The sequence below is a fragment of the Pseudomonas sp. WHRI 8519 genome (assembly GCF_040224055.2).
In the GTDB taxonomy this organism is placed as follows: domain Bacteria; phylum Pseudomonadota; class Gammaproteobacteria; order Pseudomonadales; family Pseudomonadaceae; genus Aquipseudomonas; species Aquipseudomonas putida_X.
In genome coordinates this window covers 4,902,367-4,919,252 of record NZ_CP167996.1, presented here as the reverse complement: position 1 = coordinate 4,919,252, position 16,886 = coordinate 4,902,367, and the positions used below count along the sequence as shown (strand labels likewise).

At 65.9% G+C, this 16,886-nt stretch carries 15 protein-coding genes; 11 read left to right on the top strand and 4 right to left on the bottom strand.

Features of this window, described 5'->3' with window-relative positions:
• Position 1 precedes the first annotated feature (1 nt).
• From gspD to gspN, 10 genes are read left to right on the top strand one after another with little or no spacing between them, the layout of a single operon-like run.
• Positions 2-1,954 (top strand): type II secretion system secretin GspD, encoded by a 1,953-nt coding sequence (gene gspD, locus ABRP30_RS22485; protein WP_267818389.1) that lies wholly within the window; start codon positions 2-4, stop codon positions 1,952-1,954.
• Entirely contained in the window at positions 1,954-3,402 is a 1,449-nt protein-coding gene (locus ABRP30_RS22480) for a GspE/PulE family protein (RefSeq protein ID WP_267818387.1), read from the top strand. The genes gspD and ABRP30_RS22480 overlap by 1 nt, the downstream gene beginning before the upstream one ends.
• Before the next feature lie 3 nt (positions 3,403-3,405).
• Complete coding sequence (gspF, locus tag ABRP30_RS22475) at positions 3,406-4,608, top strand: type II secretion system inner membrane protein GspF (RefSeq protein WP_267818385.1); 1,203 nt, start codon at positions 3,406-3,408, stop codon at positions 4,606-4,608.
• Between the two features lie 18 nt (positions 4,609-4,626).
• Entirely contained in the window at positions 4,627-5,061 is a 435-nt protein-coding gene (gene gspG / locus ABRP30_RS22470; protein WP_241804317.1) for a type II secretion system major pseudopilin GspG, read from the top strand.
• Positions 5,062-5,064: 3 nt separating this feature from the next.
• Complete coding sequence (gene gspH / locus ABRP30_RS22465; RefSeq protein ID WP_267818382.1) at positions 5,065-5,502, top strand: type II secretion system minor pseudopilin GspH; 438 nt, start codon at positions 5,065-5,067, stop codon at positions 5,500-5,502.
• Positions 5,499-5,867, top strand: coding sequence for a type II secretion system protein GspI (locus ABRP30_RS22460; RefSeq protein WP_267818380.1), 369 nt, complete (start codon positions 5,499-5,501; stop codon positions 5,865-5,867). The genes gspH and ABRP30_RS22460 overlap by 4 nt, the downstream gene beginning before the upstream one ends.
• Positions 5,864-6,454 carry a type II secretion system protein J gene (locus tag ABRP30_RS22455; RefSeq protein ID WP_267818378.1) on the top strand — a complete coding sequence of 197 codons (591 nt, stop codon included), beginning with the start codon at positions 5,864-5,866 and terminating at the stop codon, positions 6,452-6,454. The genes ABRP30_RS22460 and ABRP30_RS22455 overlap by 4 nt, the downstream gene beginning before the upstream one ends.
• A complete protein-coding gene (locus tag ABRP30_RS22450) occupies positions 6,451-7,539 on the top strand; it encodes a GspL/Epsl periplasmic domain-containing protein (protein ID WP_349974765.1) in 1,089 nt (362 codons plus the stop codon). Before ABRP30_RS22455 ends, ABRP30_RS22450 begins: the two co-directional genes overlap by 4 nt.
• Complete coding sequence (gene gspM, locus ABRP30_RS22445; protein WP_267818374.1) at positions 7,536-7,922, top strand: type II secretion system protein GspM; 387 nt, start codon at positions 7,536-7,538, stop codon at positions 7,920-7,922. Before ABRP30_RS22450 ends, gspM begins: the two co-directional genes overlap by 4 nt.
• The gene (gene gspN, locus ABRP30_RS22440; protein WP_267818372.1) at positions 7,919-8,578 is read left to right on the top strand and encodes a type II secretion system protein N; all 660 of its coding nucleotides are present in this window, start codon (positions 7,919-7,921) and stop codon (positions 8,576-8,578) included. The genes gspM and gspN overlap by 4 nt, the downstream gene beginning before the upstream one ends.
• Positions 8,579-8,639: 61 nt before the next feature.
• Here the strand turns inward: gspN and ABRP30_RS22435 are convergent, their stop codons facing one another.
• The 4 genes from ABRP30_RS22435 to ABRP30_RS22420 all read right to left on the bottom strand — a co-directional run bounded on the left by ABRP30_RS22435 (position 8,640) and on the right by ABRP30_RS22420 (position 16,158).
• Positions 8,640-13,166, bottom strand: coding sequence for a hemagglutinin repeat-containing protein (locus ABRP30_RS22435; protein WP_349974764.1), 4,527 nt, complete (start codon positions 13,164-13,166; stop codon positions 8,640-8,642).
• 27 nt (positions 13,167-13,193) lie between these two features.
• On the bottom strand, positions 13,194-14,873 hold the full coding sequence (locus tag ABRP30_RS22430) for a ShlB/FhaC/HecB family hemolysin secretion/activation protein (protein WP_267818368.1): 1,680 nt from the start codon (positions 14,871-14,873) through the stop codon (positions 13,194-13,196).
• Between the two features lie 160 nt (positions 14,874-15,033).
• Positions 15,034-15,588 carry a murein L,D-transpeptidase family protein gene (locus tag ABRP30_RS22425; RefSeq protein ID WP_241804326.1) on the bottom strand — a complete coding sequence of 185 codons (555 nt, stop codon included), beginning with the start codon at positions 15,586-15,588 and terminating at the stop codon, positions 15,034-15,036.
• Between the two features lie 18 nt (positions 15,589-15,606).
• On the bottom strand, positions 15,607-16,158 hold the full coding sequence (locus ABRP30_RS22420) for an NUDIX hydrolase (protein ID WP_267818364.1): 552 nt from the start codon (positions 16,156-16,158) through the stop codon (positions 15,607-15,609).
• 126 nt (positions 16,159-16,284) lie between these two features.
• Here ABRP30_RS22420 and ABRP30_RS22415 point away from each other — a divergent pair, with 126 nt between their 5' ends.
• Positions 16,285-16,884 carry a CoA pyrophosphatase gene (locus ABRP30_RS22415; protein ID WP_241804328.1) on the top strand — a complete coding sequence of 200 codons (600 nt, stop codon included), beginning with the start codon at positions 16,285-16,287 and terminating at the stop codon, positions 16,882-16,884.
• Positions 16,885-16,886 lie beyond the last annotated feature (2 nt).

The following is a 16,886-nucleotide window of genomic DNA, read 5'->3' as shown; positions in this document are numbered from 1 at the left end:
GATGCGGGTGAAATATTGCGTGGCCGCTGCCTTGGCCCTGGCCCTGTCTGCGGCCTGGGCAGAGGAACCGGAAACCTTCGATGACAACGGCACACCGCTTTACGAGGTGAACTTCGTCGACACCGAGCTGGGCGAGTTCATCGACAGCGTGTCGCGCATCACCGGCACCACCTTCATCGTCGACCCGCGGGTCAAAGGCAAGGTCACGGTGCGTACCGTCGACCGCCACGATGCCGATGCCATCTACGATATCTTTCTTGCCCAGCTGCGTGCCCAAGGCTATGCCGCGGTCGATCTGCCCAATGGCAGCGTGAAAATCGTCCCCGACCAGGCCGCGCGCCTTGAGCCGGTGCCGGTGGAGGCCGCCGGCAAGCCCAGCGAAGGCAGCGATGGCGTGGCCACCCGCGTATTCAATGTGCGTAACGCCGCCAGCGAGCAGATGCTCGGTATTCTCAAACCGCTGATCGACCCCCGTGTCGGTGTGATCACTCCTTACCCTGCGGCAAACCTGCTGGTGGTCACTGATTGGCGCAGCAACCTCGAACGCATCGACAGCCTGTTGCGCGAGCTGGATCAGGTCAGTGACGAACCCCTGAAGGTCATGCCGCTGCGCCATGCCAGCGCCGCCGATACCGCCCAGTTGCTGACCCGCCTGTTGGCCCGCGAGCAGGGCGCAGATAGCACCCAGGTGGTGGCTGACCCGCGCAGCAATGCCTTGCTGGTACGTGGCAGCACCGACCGTGTGCGAGCCTTGTTGGGCCAGCTCGATCAGCCCAGTGAAAACCGGCACAGCAGCAACACCCAGGTGATCTACCTGCGCCATGCCAATGCTGGCGAGGTGGTGAAGGTGCTGCGCGGGTTGAGCCAGGAAGGCGTCGTGCCTAGCGAGGGAACAGGCGAGGGCGAGGCCAAGGACCAGCCGGTGATGGCCGCCGCCAGCGACTCGGGCATACGCCTGGAGTACGAGGAGGGCACCAATGCCGTTGTCATGGTCGGCCCCGACAGCGAACTGGCCGCCTATCGCTCCATCGTCGAGCAGTTGGACATTCGCCGCGCCCAGGTAGTGGTCGAAGCAATCATCGCCGAAGTGTCCGACAGCCGCGCCCAGGAGCTTGGCGTGCAGTGGCTGTTCGCCGACGAAAAGTTCGGCGCTGGCATCGTCAACTTCGGCAGCAACGGGGTGAACATCGCCAACATCGCGGGCGCCGCCGCCAGTGGCGACAACGAAGCGCTGGGCGACCTGCTGTCGGCCACCACAGGCGTGACGGCCGGTATCGGCCACTTCGGCGGTGGCTTCAACTTCGCCATGCTGATCAACGCACTGAAGGGCAAGAGCGGCTTCAACCTGTTGTCCACGCCAACCCTGCTGACCCTGGACAACGCCGAAGCATCGATCCTGGTCGGCCAGGAAGTGCCCTTCGTCACCGGCTCCGTGACGCAGAACAACGCCAACCCCTACCAGACCATCGAGCGCAAGGAAGTAGGGGTGAAGCTGCGCATAAAACCGCAGATCAATATCGATAACAGCGTACGCCTGGATATCGTTCAGGAAGTTTCATCGATCGCCGACTCCAGCGCCGCCAGCGACGTGATCACCAACAAGCGCGAGATCAAGACCAAGGTCATGGTCGAGGACAACGGCCTGGTGATCCTTGGCGGGCTGATCAGCGATGAGCTGAGCACCAGCGATCAACGTGTACCGTTTCTCGGTGATATTCCAGGGCTGGGCCGGCTGTTCCGGTCCGAGGCCAGCAAGAACACCAAGCAGAATCTGATGGTTTTCATCCGCCCGCGGATCCTGCGTGACGGGCCCAGCCTGGCGGGTTTGAGCGAAGACAAGTACCGCACCCTGCAGCAGACCACGCCGCTCAAGCTGCCAGGGCTTGCGCAGGACGGCCAGCTGCTGCGGGTGTTCCCCGCCAGCCGCGCACGCCTGGACGGGGGTGACTGGTGATGTTGCCCTATCGCCTTGCGCGTCAGGCCGGGCTGGCCATGGCCCCGACCGAGGCTGGCTGGCAGTTGTGGCTGCGCCGCGATGCCGACAGTAACCAGCTGCAGGAGCTGCTGCGTGTGCACGGCCAGCCCGTGGCCCTGCACTACCTGGAAGCTGCGGCGTTCGACGAACGCCTCGGCCAGTTGTATCAGGCCGGGGATGCCGCCACCGAAGCACTGATCGAAGGCATCGGCGAACAGGTCGACCTGGACAGCCTGATGAGCGAAATGCCGCGCATCGAGGACCTGCTCGAAAGCGATGATGAAGCGCCGGTGATCCGCCTGATCAACGGCCTGTTCGGCCAGGCCCTGCGCCTGCGCGCTTCGGACATCCATATCGAGACCTTCGAGCAGAGCCTGGTGGTGCGTCTGCGTGTCGACGGCCACCTGCGCGAGGTGTTGCGCCCGCCGCGCGCGCTGTCGGCCATGCTGGTGTCGCGGATCAAGGTCATGGCGCGCCTGGACATCGCCGAGAAACGCCAGCCCCAGGACGGCCGTATCACCTTGCGCGCCGCCGGGCGTGAGGTGGACGTGCGCGTCTCGACCTTGCCCGGCATCCACGGTGAGCGCGTGGTCATGCGTGTGCTCGACAAACAGGCCAGTTTGCTGGCGTTGGACAACCTGGGCATGCCCCCGGCAGTACTGCGCGGCCTGCGCAGCTGCCTGACAAGGCCAAACGGCATTGTGCTGTCTACCGGGCCGACCGGGTCGGGCAAGACCACTACCCTGTACGCCAGCCTCAACAGCCTCAATGACGGCAGCCGCAATATCCTCACCGTGGAGGACCCGGTGGAATACGCCATCGCCGGCATCGGCCAGACGGCCATCAACCCGCGCGCCGGGCTGACCTTTGCCAGCGGCCTGCGTGCCATCCTGCGCCAGGACCCGGATGTGATCATGCTCGGCGAAATCCGCGACCAGGAAACTGCGCAGATCGCCGTGCAGGCGAGCCTCACCGGCCACCTGGTCCTGTCGACGTTGCACACCAACAGCGCAGTGGGCGCGGTCACCCGCTTGCGCGACATGGGCGTCGAGCCGTTCCTGATCGCATCGTGCCTGCGCGGTGTACTGGCCCAGCGCCTGGTGCGGCGGTTGTGCCATTGCGCCGTGGCGCAGCCCCTGCAGCCGGCCGAACGTGCGCTGTGGCCTGAGCTGGCGGCGCTGGGCAGCAGTTACCACGCGGTGGGCTGCGAGCAGTGCCAGGGCACTGGCTATATCGGCCGTTTGGGCCTGTACGAATTCATCGAACTGGACGCCGGTCTCATCGGCCTGCTGTATGACGGCGCCAGTGAACTGGCCATGCAGGACTACCTGGCCGAGCGCCGCCAGAGCCTGGTAGCGATGGCCAGTGACTGCCTGGCCCGCGGCGAGACCAGCCTGGCCGAAGTACTGCGCGTGGTGCAGGGCTGACCCATGCCGACCTTTCGTTACCAGGCCGTTGATCTGGCCGGCAAGACCCACAAAGCCAGCCTGCAGGCCGATAGCGAACGCCATGCACGCCAGTTGCTGCGCGAGCAGGGTTTGTTCCCCCGCCAGTTGCAGCGCTTGGAAAACGGTGCCCGACAGCCTCGCCGACAACGCCTGAGCCGTGCCCAGCTGTGTGAGCTGACACGCCAGCTGGCGACCTTGACCGGCGCGGGCATCCCCCTGGTCGATGCCTTGGCGACGCTTGAACGCCAGTTGCGCCAGCCAGCCCTGCACGGGGTGCTGGTGGCCCTGCGTGGCTCGCTCGCCGAAGGCCTTGGCCTGGCCCGCAGCCTGGCCCGCCAGGGCGCGCCTTTCACCGGCCTGTACTGCGCGCTGGTGGAAGCCGGTGAGCGCTCGGGGCGGTTGGCCCAGGTGCTTACCCGGCTTGCAGACCACCTGGAACAGGTACAGCGCCAGCAGCACAAGGCGCGTACCGCACTGATCTACCCCTGCGTGCTGATGGGCGTATCGCTGGCGGTGGTGATCGGCCTGATGACCTTCGTCGTACCCAAGCTCACCGAACAGTTTGCCCATGCCGGGCAGAGCCTGCCGCTGATCACCTCCTTGCTGATCGCCCTGAGCCAGGGCCTGGTGCACGCCGGCCCCTGGCTGCTGGGGCTGGCTGCCCTCACGTCGCTGCTGGCCAGCTGGTTGCTGCGCAAGCCGCACTGGTGCCTGCGCCGCGACGACCTGCTGTTGCGCCTGCCGCGCGCAGGCGGGCTGTTGCAGGTGCTGGAAAGTGCCCGCCTGGCGCGCAGCCTGGCGATCCTCACCAGCAGCGGCGTCGCGCTGCTCGAAGCCTTGCAGGTGGCCACTGAAACCGTCGGCAACCGCCGCATCCGCCTGGCCATGGAGCAGGTGCGCCAGCAGGTGCAGGGCGGCACCAGCCTGCACCGGGCGCTGGACGCCTGCCAGCAGTTCCCGCCCTTGCTGGTGAACATGGTCGGCAGTGGCGAGGCCAGCGGCACCTTGGCCGACATGCTCGAGCGGGTGGCCGACGACCAGGAGCGTGGCTTTGCCCGCCAGGTGGATACGGCCATGGCGCTTTTCGAACCCCTGATGATCCTGGTGATGGGCGCCGTCGTGCTGTTCATCGTGCTGGCGGTGCTGCTGCCGATCATGCAACTCAACCAGGGCCTGCAACTGTAGATGACTAGGAGCAACCCCATGCAGCATCGACGCAAGCGCCAACACGGCTTCACCCTGATGGAAATCATGGTGGTGATTTTCATCATCGGCCTGCTGATCGCCGTGGTCGCGCCCAGCGTGCTGGGCAACCAGGACAAGGCCATGCGGCAGAAAGTCATGGCCGACCTGAGCACGCTCGAGCAGGCGCTGGACATGTACCGGCTGGACAACCTGCGCTTTCCCAGCAATGAGCAAGGCCTGGCTGCGCTGGTGAAAAAACCGGCCCAGGAGCCGCTGCCGCGTGCCTGGCGCAGCGATGGTTATGTACGCCGCCTGCCGGATGACCCGTGGGGCACCCCGTATCAGTACCGTATGCCTGGCGAGCATGGCCGGGTCGATGTGTATTCGTTGGGCGCCGATGGTGTGCCGGGCGGCGAAGGCCAGGACGCCGACCTGGGCAACTGGGCGCTGTGAGCGATGCGCCTGCAGCGCGGTTTCAGCCTGCTCGAATTGCTCGTGGTGCTGGCCATTGCCGGCCTCATGACCGGGCTTGCCGTGGCCTGGCTGGACAGCGGCAAGGCCAGCGTCGATCAGGCGTTGCAGCGGCTGGCTGCGCAGGTCCGCTCCCAGGCTGCACTGGCCCGGCATGCCGGGCAACTGCGCGGGTTGCGCTGGACCGGCCAGCGCCCAGAGTTCGTGCGGCGTGAGCGCGAGGGCTGGGTGGCCGAACCCGCGAGCGTTGGGGACTGGCCCAAAGGGCTGCGCCCCGACTGGCCGGCCAGCCTGCAGCCGCCTCTGCAGTTCACGCCGCAAGGGTGGGCTCAACCGGGTTCGGTGCGCTGGCACTGGGCCGGTGGCAGCCAGCGCTGGGCGTGGGGGCGTAACGGCCAGTTGCGTGTGGGGGTGGAACCATGAAGCGCAGGCAACAGGGCTTCACCCTGCTGGAGGTGACCGTGGCCCTGGCGATTGCCGCCGTGCTGGCGGTGATCACCAGCCAGGTTCTGCGTCAGCGCCTGGCCGTTCAGGACAGTGTGCAATGGCATCGCCTTGGCGTGCTGTGCGCTCGCGAGCTGCAGGCACGCTTTGCCGTGGAGCAGTACTGGCCGGCCAGCAACCAGCCCAGTGGTGTGTTGAGCCAGGGCGGGCAGGCGTGCCACTGGCAGCTGCAGCTGCGCCGTACCGGTGTGCGCGACCTGCGCCGCGGCGAGATGCAACTGTATGCCGACCGCGATCAACGCCTGCCGCTGGGCCAGTACACGGTTTTTCTGGAGCGTCCATGAAGCGGCGGCAGGCAGGCTTGACCCTGATCGAACTGATGGTGGCCATGGCCTTGACCGCGCTGCTTGGGGTCATGCTCGCGGCGCTGGTCAATGGCTGGCTCAAGGTTCGCGAGCGGCTGCAGGTGACGGGCCAGGAGTACAGTGTGCTGGAGTTCTGCCTGGCCCTGGAGCGGCGCTTCGACAGCCCGGTATTACGCCGGGTGTATGAGCAACGCCTGCCACTGGCCAGCCGCTGGCTCGACTGGCAGCCCGACCGCCAGCAGTTGCTCTGGGTGGCAGCCACGGCTGTGCCTGAGGCCGAAGGTGGCTCGCGCCTGCAGCGCCAACGCCTGCGCTTCGACGCCCGTGAGCAGCGCCTGATACTGGAAACCTCGGCAGACTTGTACGCGGCCAGCGAACCCCGTTGGATCATGCGTGAGCAACTGCAGCAGGTCAGTGCGCTGAATGTGCTTTATCACCAGGGAGGCCGCTGGCTGCCCTGGCCTTCTGATCAACCCGTGCACCCCGGCCGGGGTGTGCGCGTGCAATTGCAGCGCGACGGAGCCCCCTATGTCTGCACCTTCACGCTCCCTTGGGGGCGTTCATGAAGCTTGAATGGCGTCGACGTGTGCCTGCGCGGCCATGGTTGCTGCTGCGCCCGGGCGTGGTCTGGGACTGGCTGTTGGTCGAAAACGGTGTGGCCCAACGGCAAGGGCAGGGCGAACCCCCGGCGAACCTGGGTGCACGGGTAGCGCTGATCATCCCGGGCGAGCGGTGCAGCCAGTTTCAGCTGGCCGCGCCGCCAGGCCTCAAACGTGACGAGTGGCCCATGCTGCTGGAAGACCACTTGCTGGAGAACGCCGAACAGGTGCAGTGCGCTTGCCTCGCTCGCCAGGCAGGCCAGTTGCGCCTGTTGGCGGTAGCGCGGGCGGCGCTGGAGGGATGGCGTGGGCAGTGCAGCCAATGGGGGCTTGAGATCGAGCGCTGTTGGGCCGAGTTCCAGCTGTTGCCCACGCCTGAGCCCGGGACGGGCTGGCAGTGGCAGCGCGCACCTGGCTTGTGCCTGTACCTGGGGCACAGCGAAGAGGGGCAGGCCCATTGGCTGGCCTGGCCTGACGCGCTGGGTGAGGTGCCGCAGCAGCCCTGGGGTAGCCTGCGTAATGCCAGCCAGGTCGGGCGCTGGCCAGGTACCCTGGCGCCGCTCGACACCCTCCCAAGCCTGTTCCAGCGCATCCGTCAGGCACGCTCCGCGCCCCGAATGCCTGTTCTGCCGCGTGGGCTTGTTGTCGCCTGCCTGATGCTGGCCGTGGTGTGGTGCGGGCTATGGGCGGGCCAGCAATGGCGGCAGGTGCACACCTGGCGCGCGCAGGTGCTGGCCGTCACCGGCGCCCAGGCCAGCCCTGGGCAAGCGGCGCAGGCCCTCAAGCGCCTGCGCGAAAGCGAGCTGCAACAGCACCTGCGCGAGCGCCAGCTTCAAGACCTGCAGGCACGTCTGCAGGCCTGGCTGCATGAGCACCCAGGCTGGCGCTTGCAAGCGGTGCGCTTTGACGGCCAGCGCTGGCACCTGCGCCTGCAGGGCGAGGGGGGCGAGCCGCCCTGGCACGAAATGGCCAGCGCCGCCGCTGCGGCGGTGCAGGTATTGAGCGCTGCACCCTCGGCACACGTGGTTTTCGATCTGGGAGCGCCAACATGACCCGCGAGTGGTTTGAGCGTCATCGAATGTTGCTTGCCGGGTGCCTGATCGGCGTTCTGCTGGCGTTGCTGGCCCTGCGTCAGGGTGTGTCGCAATGGCGCGAGCTCAGCCAGTGGCATGGGCTGGCTGTGCAGGCCGCCGCCTTCCACAGCGGCCCAGCCGTGAGCCTGGAGCGGCTGCGCCAGTCTGCCCAGGCCCGGCGCATCGACGTGGCCGAGGTCGAGGTGCAAGGCAAGGTGTGGCAGTTGCGCGGCCTGGTGGCCGATGAGCAGGTGTTGCAGCGCTGGCTGCAGGCGTTGCGTGCAGAGGGGGCTCAGCCGCTGCAGTGGGGCTTGGAGCAGGATGCCGAAGGCCTGCGTTTCGACGTGGTGGTGCAGCCATGAGCAGCCGTGGTCTGCTGTGGGCCGGGCTGGTGTTCAGCCTGACGTTGCTGGTGCATTTGCCGGCATCCTGGGTTGCACTGGGCTTTGGCCTGCCGATGCAGGGCGTCAGCGGCAGCCTGTGGCAGGGCCAGGCGCAGCAAGTCGGGCCTGTCGGGCCGGTGCGCTGGGCGTTGCAGCCGTGGCGCTTGCAGGCCAACGCACAGCTGGGCTTTCAGGGCCAGGGCTGGCAGTTGCAGGCCGAAGGCTGGCCATGGCGCTGGCGGATGCACGTTACCGCAGAGGCTCCCCAGGCGAGTGTGCAGACCGCCTACCGCCTGGCCGGGCAGTGGCAGGGCACGCTGCGCCTGCAAGGCGCGGGGCGGCAGTGCCGTACCAGCGAAGGCCGCATCGCGGTCACTGACCTGGCTTTGAGCGAACCTTGGTCGCTGGGGTTGGGGCAGGGCTGGGTAGAAATGGATTGCCGCACAGGCTGGCGCCTGCATGGGCAGCTGATACAACAGCGTGAGCATCGGTTGGCGCTGGATGCAGACCTTCTGGGGCGCCAGGCAGTGATAGCGGCCGAACTGCAGCCGGACGCCGCACTTACACCGCTGCTGCGTGCTGCTCGGCTGCTGGGGCCACAGGCATTGACGGGGCAACAGACGTGGCGTTGGTAAGCAGCGGTTGCCGTGCAGCTCATGGCCCTGTCGCCGGTTTGCCGGCGACAGGGGCTCTGGGTCAGTTGGCTTTGCCTTCAACCCCCGCAGCCCACTGCTCACTGCGGCTATGCCCACTGGTGCGTAGCAGGCCTAAGTCCAGTGCATTTTCGCCGTCTGCGGCGCCTTTGCCTTTGCTGATCTGGGCAATGGCGGTACCCAGGTCTACCGGCGAATTCGACGCATCGATCGATACATCGCGGCGGTAATCATTGCCGCTCAGCGTTTGCTGGGTCACCGCGCTGGCGGTGAGTGTGACGTCACCCTTGGCCGATCGCACGCGCGCGCCCGTCAGGTGAGCGTCACCACCCACCGCAAGCTCTACCCCTTCGCTGCCCTTGAGCGTCGTCTGCTGGGCAACGCCATCACGCTGAACATGCGACACATCGAGACTGAAGGTGGGCGAAACGCCCGGGTCGACCTTGGCCAGGGCAGAACCTGCTTTTTCGCTGACCTTGCCTCCCAGCGGCCCTGCGACGGCCGTGGCAGCGTTCACATAGCCCTGCGGGTTTCGCTCTTTGCTCAGCCGTGCATCGCCGTTCACGATCAGGGTATCGACGCTGTCCTTGCGGCTGGCAATGCGCAGGTCGCCATCGATTGCGCCGCTGATGCGCCCGGCCTCCAGGCTCACGCCTTCGATGCGGGTGTCGCCGCGGCTGTGCAGGCCGATACGCTCGGCGCGCAGGTTGCCGGCGTTCCAGATCAGGTTGTCGCGTTTGTCCAGGTCGACCCGGGCACGCCCATGCAGCCCAAGGGTGTCGGTGTCGCCCTTGGACGTGTTGAAACCGGCGCCAGCGGTGATGTCCAGGTTGTCGCGGCGCTCGACAGTGGATGACGCTTCGACCAGCACACCGCCCTTGACGGCGTCGATGTCGATGTACTCGGCCGATGCCTGCAGGCCCGCCAGGTGCACAGCGATGTCCTCGCGAGCGCGGCTGCTGAGGGTCAGTTTGCCCGCGCTTTGCAACTGCGCATCGATTGCCTGGCGAGCATCCTCGTTCTTCTTGCCGTGGTTGAAGTGGCCCCCGATGGCGCCACCTTGGGTGGTGCCGGTCTTCACGGCCAGCTCCAGACCGCCGCCCAGGCCCCCGCCGGTGGCCTGCCGGGTATTGCTCGCAGCCTCGATTTGCAAGCGGCCAGCGCTTTGCAGGAGGGTGTCACCGACCTTGGCCTCGCGGCTGCCGATACGCGTGCCTTCGAGCAGCATGTCGCCCCCGCTGGTCAGGCGCACTTGGCCTTTGCCGTCGATCTGCGCCACCTGGGCATTGGTTTGGGTTGCCTGCTCCCAGGCATGGTTGAGATAGCCTCGGCCGTCGACGCCAGTGCTGCCTGGGCGATTGCCGACCTTGGCCCAGGCGTTGCCATCGAGCTGGCGTGAGCGCTGCTGGGTGTGGTCGGTGGCTTGGGGCAGTGACAGGGTACCGGCACTCTGGATCAGCACATCACCTTCACCGCCCTCGATGCGTGTGCCTTCGTAGCGGCCATCGCTGCCCAGCTGAACCTGAATGCCCTGTTGCCCATACAGGCTGCCCGGCACTGCAGTGCGGACGACCGCCTGTTTGTCCTGCGAGCCGCCCTTGCCGGAAACGCGTACGTTCAGGTCACTCCCCGAACTGGTATCCACGCGCAGGTCGCCACCGTAGGACAGGCGCTGGAGGCTATCCTCCCGGGTGTTTTCGGCGGCGCGCAGTTGGTGGTGCTGCGCGTCGACCTGCAGGGCGCCGGCGTTGGCGCGCCAGGCGGTGCCCTGGTCATCGAGGGTATCGGCCTTGACCTTCACGCTTGCCCCTGCCAGTTCGCTCACCTGGGCAAAGCCACGGCGCTGGTTTTCCAAGCGCTTGAGGTGGTCGAGGGTCATGTCGCCGCCACCGCTCGGTGCCACCATTGCGTCTTCGGGCGAGGCCTGCTGGAAGCGCGCTGCTTCTTCACCCTGGACCAAGCGTTCGATCGGCCGGGTCACGTCACGGTACTCCAGGCTGGCGCCGAGGCTGCCTGACCCGTCATTGCGTTGCACTTCACGGTCATGGGTGTCCTGCACGGCACGGTTGTCGATGCGTTTGGCAGTGATCTCGAGGGTGTTGCCTGCGTTGGCGCTTGCCGCTTCGGTGATCAATTCGTCGGCGCTGAGCTTCAGGTCGCCGCTGGCCTGCAAACGGGTGCGTTGCGTCTTGCTGTCGCGCTCGGTGACGCCTTCGTTGTTGCGATGGCCTTCGAACAGGCTGCCCAGCCGGTCGATACCGCCAGTCACCTTCAGGCCGCCGCCGCTGTGGGTAGAGCCGCTGGACGACTCGCGCTCGTTGCGTGTGGCGCCAAGGGTCAGCTGTTTGGCCTGCACGTCCAGGTCGCCGGCTTTGGCCTGTACGTTGGAGCCGTTGACCTGCAGGTGCGCGCCGCTGTTCAGGCCAACCGTAGCGCCCGTCAATTCGCTGGCCACCTGCGATGTTTCACGCTGTTGGCCTGTGGTGGTGACCACTTCGTAAGCAACGCCTGCGGCGTACTGGCGCGACTCGGGCTTGCCGTCTTCGGCCGTTTCGGTCTGTTTGGCGCTGGCCGTGAAACCGCGTCGCTGGCTGCTTGTTTGGCTTTCATCGCGTGACTGCGTGCTGCCAATCGACAGGTCGCCCTTGGCCTCGACCTGCAGATGCCCGGCGGCCGTCACTTTCGAACCCTGGATACGCAAGTCTTCGGCACTGGCCAGCCGCAGGTTGCTGGCAGAGCTGACGTCACTGCTCAACACCTGCTGCTTGTGTTGCGTGCGCTCGCGATCGTTGCCAATCAGGCCGAACAGCTTGCTGCTGCTGTCGCGCTCGGTGGCAACGGTGCTGGCGTGGTCGGCCTCGATCGCCAAGGCGCCTTTGTCGCTGTGCAGCACCGCGTCCTGGGCGCCGTGGACGTTGCTGCCCTTGATGCTCACCTGTTCGGCCGCAACCTTCAGCTTGGCATCGGCCGTGACCGCGCTGCCGGCCAGGCGCTGCCCCTGGGTATCGTTGCCCTTGCGGCCACCAAAGAAAGTGCCCGATACCAGGTCGCCTCTGTAGTTGCGGTCTGTACCCTGCTCCTGCAGCGCCGTAGTGCCGATGTCGACGTTCCTGGCAGTGATGTCCAGGTCGGCACGGCTGTGCAGTTTGCTACCTTGCACGGTGAGGGTGTCATCGGCCTTGACCGTCATGCGCGCGGCATTGAGCGTGCTGCCTTGTGCCGACTCCTGGTACTGGCTGGTATCACTGTCGCCGCGCCACAGGTCTTTGCGGTGGCGTACCTGCTCCTCGATACGTTGGCTGGTGGTGCCGGCGACAATGCCCAGGTCGGCAGCGCTGTCGAGCGTCAGGTCGCCCCCTGCAGCCACGTCGGCTGCCACCAGGCGCATGTCGGCGCCGGACTTCAACAGCACGCTGTCACTGGCTTGCAGCTGTGTGCCGCGCACGTGCTGGTCGGTGGTGGTTCGTTCGCGTTGGTAGGTCTCGCGGGTGATGAACAAAAACTTCTTGTTCCAGCTTTCCTGCTCGCGGGCGATGCTCTGGCGGCTTTCGGCGTCCAGGGTGAGCTTCTTGCCTGCCTTTATCTCGATGCGCTCGGCCTTGCCGTCGACGGCGCCAAGGCGCAGGTCATCGGCGGCGGTGAGTTGCAAGGCGCCGTGGTCGGTGCTCAGTTCCCCTGACTGGTCTGCATGGCCACTGACCTGCAGCGCGCCGGCAGACTGCAGGGTGATGCCCTGGTCGGCCTTGAGCTGCACCGGCCCCACCCGCACCCCCGCGCCCTCGGCAGTGCTGACGACACGAATGCGCCCAGCGCGCATGGCGCCGAACAGGTTGGCGTCGATGCTCGACGGCGTACCCGGCAGATGCTCGATGACCTGCCCGTCGTCGTGGCGCAGGCGGTTACGACCAACGGTGACGTTGAGGTCGCCCTGGGCCAGGAGTACGCCTTTGCTGTCGAGCTGTGGCGCGATCAGGTCAAGCGCACCTTCGGCATTGCGCTGCCCGCCTGCGAGCACTTGCAGAGTGCCGCTGGCATTGAGGGTGTTGAGGTGTTTGAGCTGTTCGTCCTGCAACTCCGGCGTACCGACCAGGAACCCGGCCCGGGTGGTGTTGATGAAGCTCCCGCCGTTGAGGGTGATGCCGTTCGGGTTGGCCAGGATGTAATCGGCCGGGCGGCCGAAGATCTCCTGTGGGCCCTCGATCAGCGAGGCGTTGCGGCTGATCACCTCGTTGAGGATGGTCGAGGCTGCGTGGCCCTGGAACTGGGGGTTGGCCGCCAGCGCGCCGGCCAGTTGCGACTGCCCGGCCTGGAGCGCGTTGTTCAATACCACGCCGGGGCGGGCGACGTTGTAATCGAGGAACTGGTTGTGCGACAGGCCGTTGGCATTGGGCGCGACGATGTCGATAACCGGTACGCCATGGTTGTTGTTGATGAGCGGTGTACCCCCAGGGCCGGTGGCCGCCTCCAGGCCGTTCTGGGCCAGCGCACTGGTGGAGGCGAGCAGGGCGAGAAAAATGGCCCAGCGCAAGGTATCGGGACGGATAGCGGGTATCTGCGAGAGTGTAAGCATGTTCTCGTTCTCTTTGTTGTGGGTCAGTCAGATGTTCAGGGCCCACTCAAGCACCCAGAATCCGGGTTCGAGCATCGGGCGGTGCAGGTCGCTGGCATAGAGGGCACGCTGATAGTCCAGGCGCAGCCGGCTGTGCGGCAGGGTCACTTCGATACCCGCCGTGGCACCTGCCAGCCGGCGCGGCGAAGCGCCTTGCGCCAGCCGTTCCCAGCCCAGGTCCAGGCCCAGGTAGGGGCGCACCGTAGCCGGTGTGGCCCAGGGCAGTGGCAGCGGTTGGCTGAAGGTATTGCGCCAGGCGGCGGCGCTGGCGCCACTGTAGGTACGCAGGCGAAAGCCACGCACGGCCGAATCGTCGCTCAACAACATCTGCTCGACGGCCGGCAAGGCATCGGTGCTGTACTGCAGGCCAAGCTCGCTTTGCCAGCGCCACGGCCAGTTCGCAGGCCCCTGGCGCAGGTGCAGCAGGCTGGCGCGGTATTTTCGATAGTCGGGCTTTGGCGCTGTCGCGTGCCTGGCGGGTTGCTCGGCACCCAGCCAGTGGGTGCCTTGGGCGACGCCGATGTAGGCGTGCCACAGGCCGTGGTCCAGCCAGAGCAGGTTGAGCCCGGCCTCCACGCTGGTCAGGGTGGGGCTCTGCAGGCCGATGACGGCAGAGCCGGCGCGGTTGATCAGGCGTTTGCGGTCCAGCCGGGCGCTGGCGCTGAGCATGCCGTACTGGTTGCGCCAGAGCATGCGCTCGGCGCTGACGCTCTGGTAGCTGCTGCTGCCGTTGCTGTCGTACCGCCCCTGCGGAATCGGCGCGTTGTAGCGCAGCTGGCCGACATTCAGCGTGAAGGTCCATGGGCCGTAGGGCAGGCTGTAGTAGAGGGCGACGCCCTGGCTGCGCCCCGGCGCATCGATGACCGTGGTGGACAGCGACAGGCGCAGGTCGTCGTTCAGGCCCAAGGGGCTGTCCACGCCAAGGCCGAGGTTCAGGCGGTGACGCCCGGTCAACGGGCTGCCCCGGTTATCGAAGCGGCTGTCCAGGTGCCAGCGTGAAGCCACGTGGCGAGGCTGCAGCAGCACCCGCGTGCCGCCCTGCAGTTCGCCTGGCAACAGGTCGACACTGAGCTCGTAGGCGCGCAGGCGGTTGAGCTGGTCCAGCCCCTGCTCTAGGTCTGGCAGGTACAGGGGGTTGCCCAGCAGATCGGGGAATGCGTTGTGCAGGGAAAGCGGCAGCTCGGCATCCAGCTCGATCGATTCGACGAAGCCTTCGATGATGACGATGTCCAGCGGTGCGTCATGCGCTGGTGCTTGCCGCAAGTAGGGGCGGCTGGCCGGGTAACCGGCTAGCACGTAGCGCTGGGTGATGGCCTTGAGCACGCGATTGATGTCGGCGATGCCCAGGCAGGGTTTTGTCAGTGCCTGGATGGCCGGCTCAAGGGCCTGTGCCGAAAGCTGGCGGTTGCCGGCCAGACGAACGCCGGTGATCGCCCAGCAGTGGCTGTCGCGGGGTGGGTTCGGCGAGAGGGGGGCATCGGGTTGCGCGGCTGGAGGGCGTTGCCAGCGCTGCAGCCGTTGCTGCTGCTCGAACTGGCGCAGTGTGCGCTGTTGATCCCGCAGTTGCAGGCTGGCAGGGTCGTCCGCCAATGCCTGTGGCAGGGCCAGCAAGCTGGTCATGCAGCAGGCAAGCAGCCTGCTGGCGATGTGGCGGTATCGGGATGGCATTGGGGATCCCCGCAAATGGCGTACGGCCTGCGTACTCGTTTGCGTGGATGCTAAAAATTTTGCCAGTCGATTGGATGCAGTCTGCTACCTACACTGCGGTAGGGCAGATGCTTGATTGAAGTGGGAAGGTTCCTACAGCATCAACCGGAATGCCGGACTATCAGGGCCGAATCTCGATCAATGTGCCGTCTGGTACCAGGTCCCAGACCTCGCGCATGTCCGAGTTGCGCATGGCGATACAGCCATCGGTCCAGTCAAGCGTATGGAAATACCATTCGGGATACTCGTCGTTGATCGGGGTGCCGTGGATCATGATCATGCTGCCGGCACTCCAGCCTTCGCGTGTGGCACGGGCGGCGTCGCTGATGTTCGGGTAGGTGATGTGCATGGACAGGTTGAAACGGTCGCTTTGCTTGCGCCAGTCCAGCCAGTACAGGCCCTCGGGGGTTTTCTTGTCGCCTTCGCGCTGCTTGGCGCCCTTGGGCTGCTTGCCCAGCGAAATACGGTAGGTTTTCAGCGGTTCGCCACGGCTGATCAGTTGCAGGCGGCGCTCGGACTTGATCACCAGCACCTTGTCGATCAGCGGCTGCATGGCTGCCTGCGATTGCGATGTTGCTGGCAAAGGCGGCTGCGGCTTGCGAATGATGGTTTCGGTGAAGGCCGCCTGGGACACCGAGGTAACGCAAAGGCAGAAAAGGGCAAACAACCAGCGCATGAAGCGGTACCTGCAAGCTTAAGTGGTGGGCGAAACGTTCATCGGTGGCAGGTACTCATGGCCTATGGGGTAATGCTGCCCGATGCGGTCGCGATAATAGCATTCTAGTGTGCGTGTGACGGTCCGGAAAGCCAGCTCGCCCCACGGTATTTCGTGTTCGTCGAACAACCGCACCTCCAGGCTTTCGGTGCCGATGTCGAAGTCCAGGTCGGCCAGCTCGGCGCGGAAGAACACATGCACCTGGTTGATGTGCGGCAGGTCGAACAACTGGTACAGGGCCATCGCGCCGACCCGGGCGCAGGCTTCTTCGACAGTTTCACGGCGGGCGGCCTGGTCCAGTGTTTCGCCGTTCTCCATGAAGCCGGCGGGCAAGGTCCAGAAGCCGCGGCGGGGCTCGATGGCTCGCCGGCACAGCAGCACCTGGCTGCCCCACACCGGCAACACCCCGGCGACGATGTTCGGGTTCTGGTAGTGAATGGTCTGGCAATGATCGCAGACATACCGCAGGCGGCTGTCGCCTTCGGGTATCCGCTGAATGACCGGCTGGCCGCACGCGCTGCAGAATTTCATGCTGTTCTTCCCTTGAGCCCAGGCTATCTTGGCGCGCCAGGCATGCCTGCCGCAAGCGTACAGGGCTTGGGTGCTTCGCGGCTTTGGTGCATCATGCAGGGCAGGCCTTGGAAACGAGAGTGCGCAATGCTGGACGAGCTACTTCGCCGAATGAGCAACCACCAACCAGCTTCACTGGAAACCGACCGACGGTTCCCCGAGGCTGCGGTACTTCTGCCCATTACCCGCAGCGAAGCGCCCGAGCTGGTCTTGACCCTGCGTGCCAAGGGCCTTTCCACCCATGGCGGCGAAGTTGCCTTCCCCGGTGGCCGGCGCGACCCGGAGGACCCCGACCTGGTGTTCACCGCGCTGCGCGAGGCCGAAGAAGAGATCGGCTTGCCGCCAGGCCTGGTGGAAGTACTCGGCCCCCTGAGCCCGCTGATTTCCCTGCATGGGCTGAAAGTGACGCCATTCGTCGGGGTTATCCCCGATTTCGTCGAATACCGCGCCAATGATGCGGAGATCGCGGCAGTATTCAGCGTGCCGCTCGAATTCTTCCGCCAGGACCCGCGTGACCACACCCACCGTATCGATTACCAGGGCCGCAGTTGGTATGTGCCCAGCTATCGATATGGCGAATACAAGATCTGGGGGCTGTCGGCGATCATGATCGTCGAACTGGTCAATTTGCTGTATGACGCAGGCATCAGCCTGCATCAGCCACCCGAGCGTTATGTAGAGATCTGAAC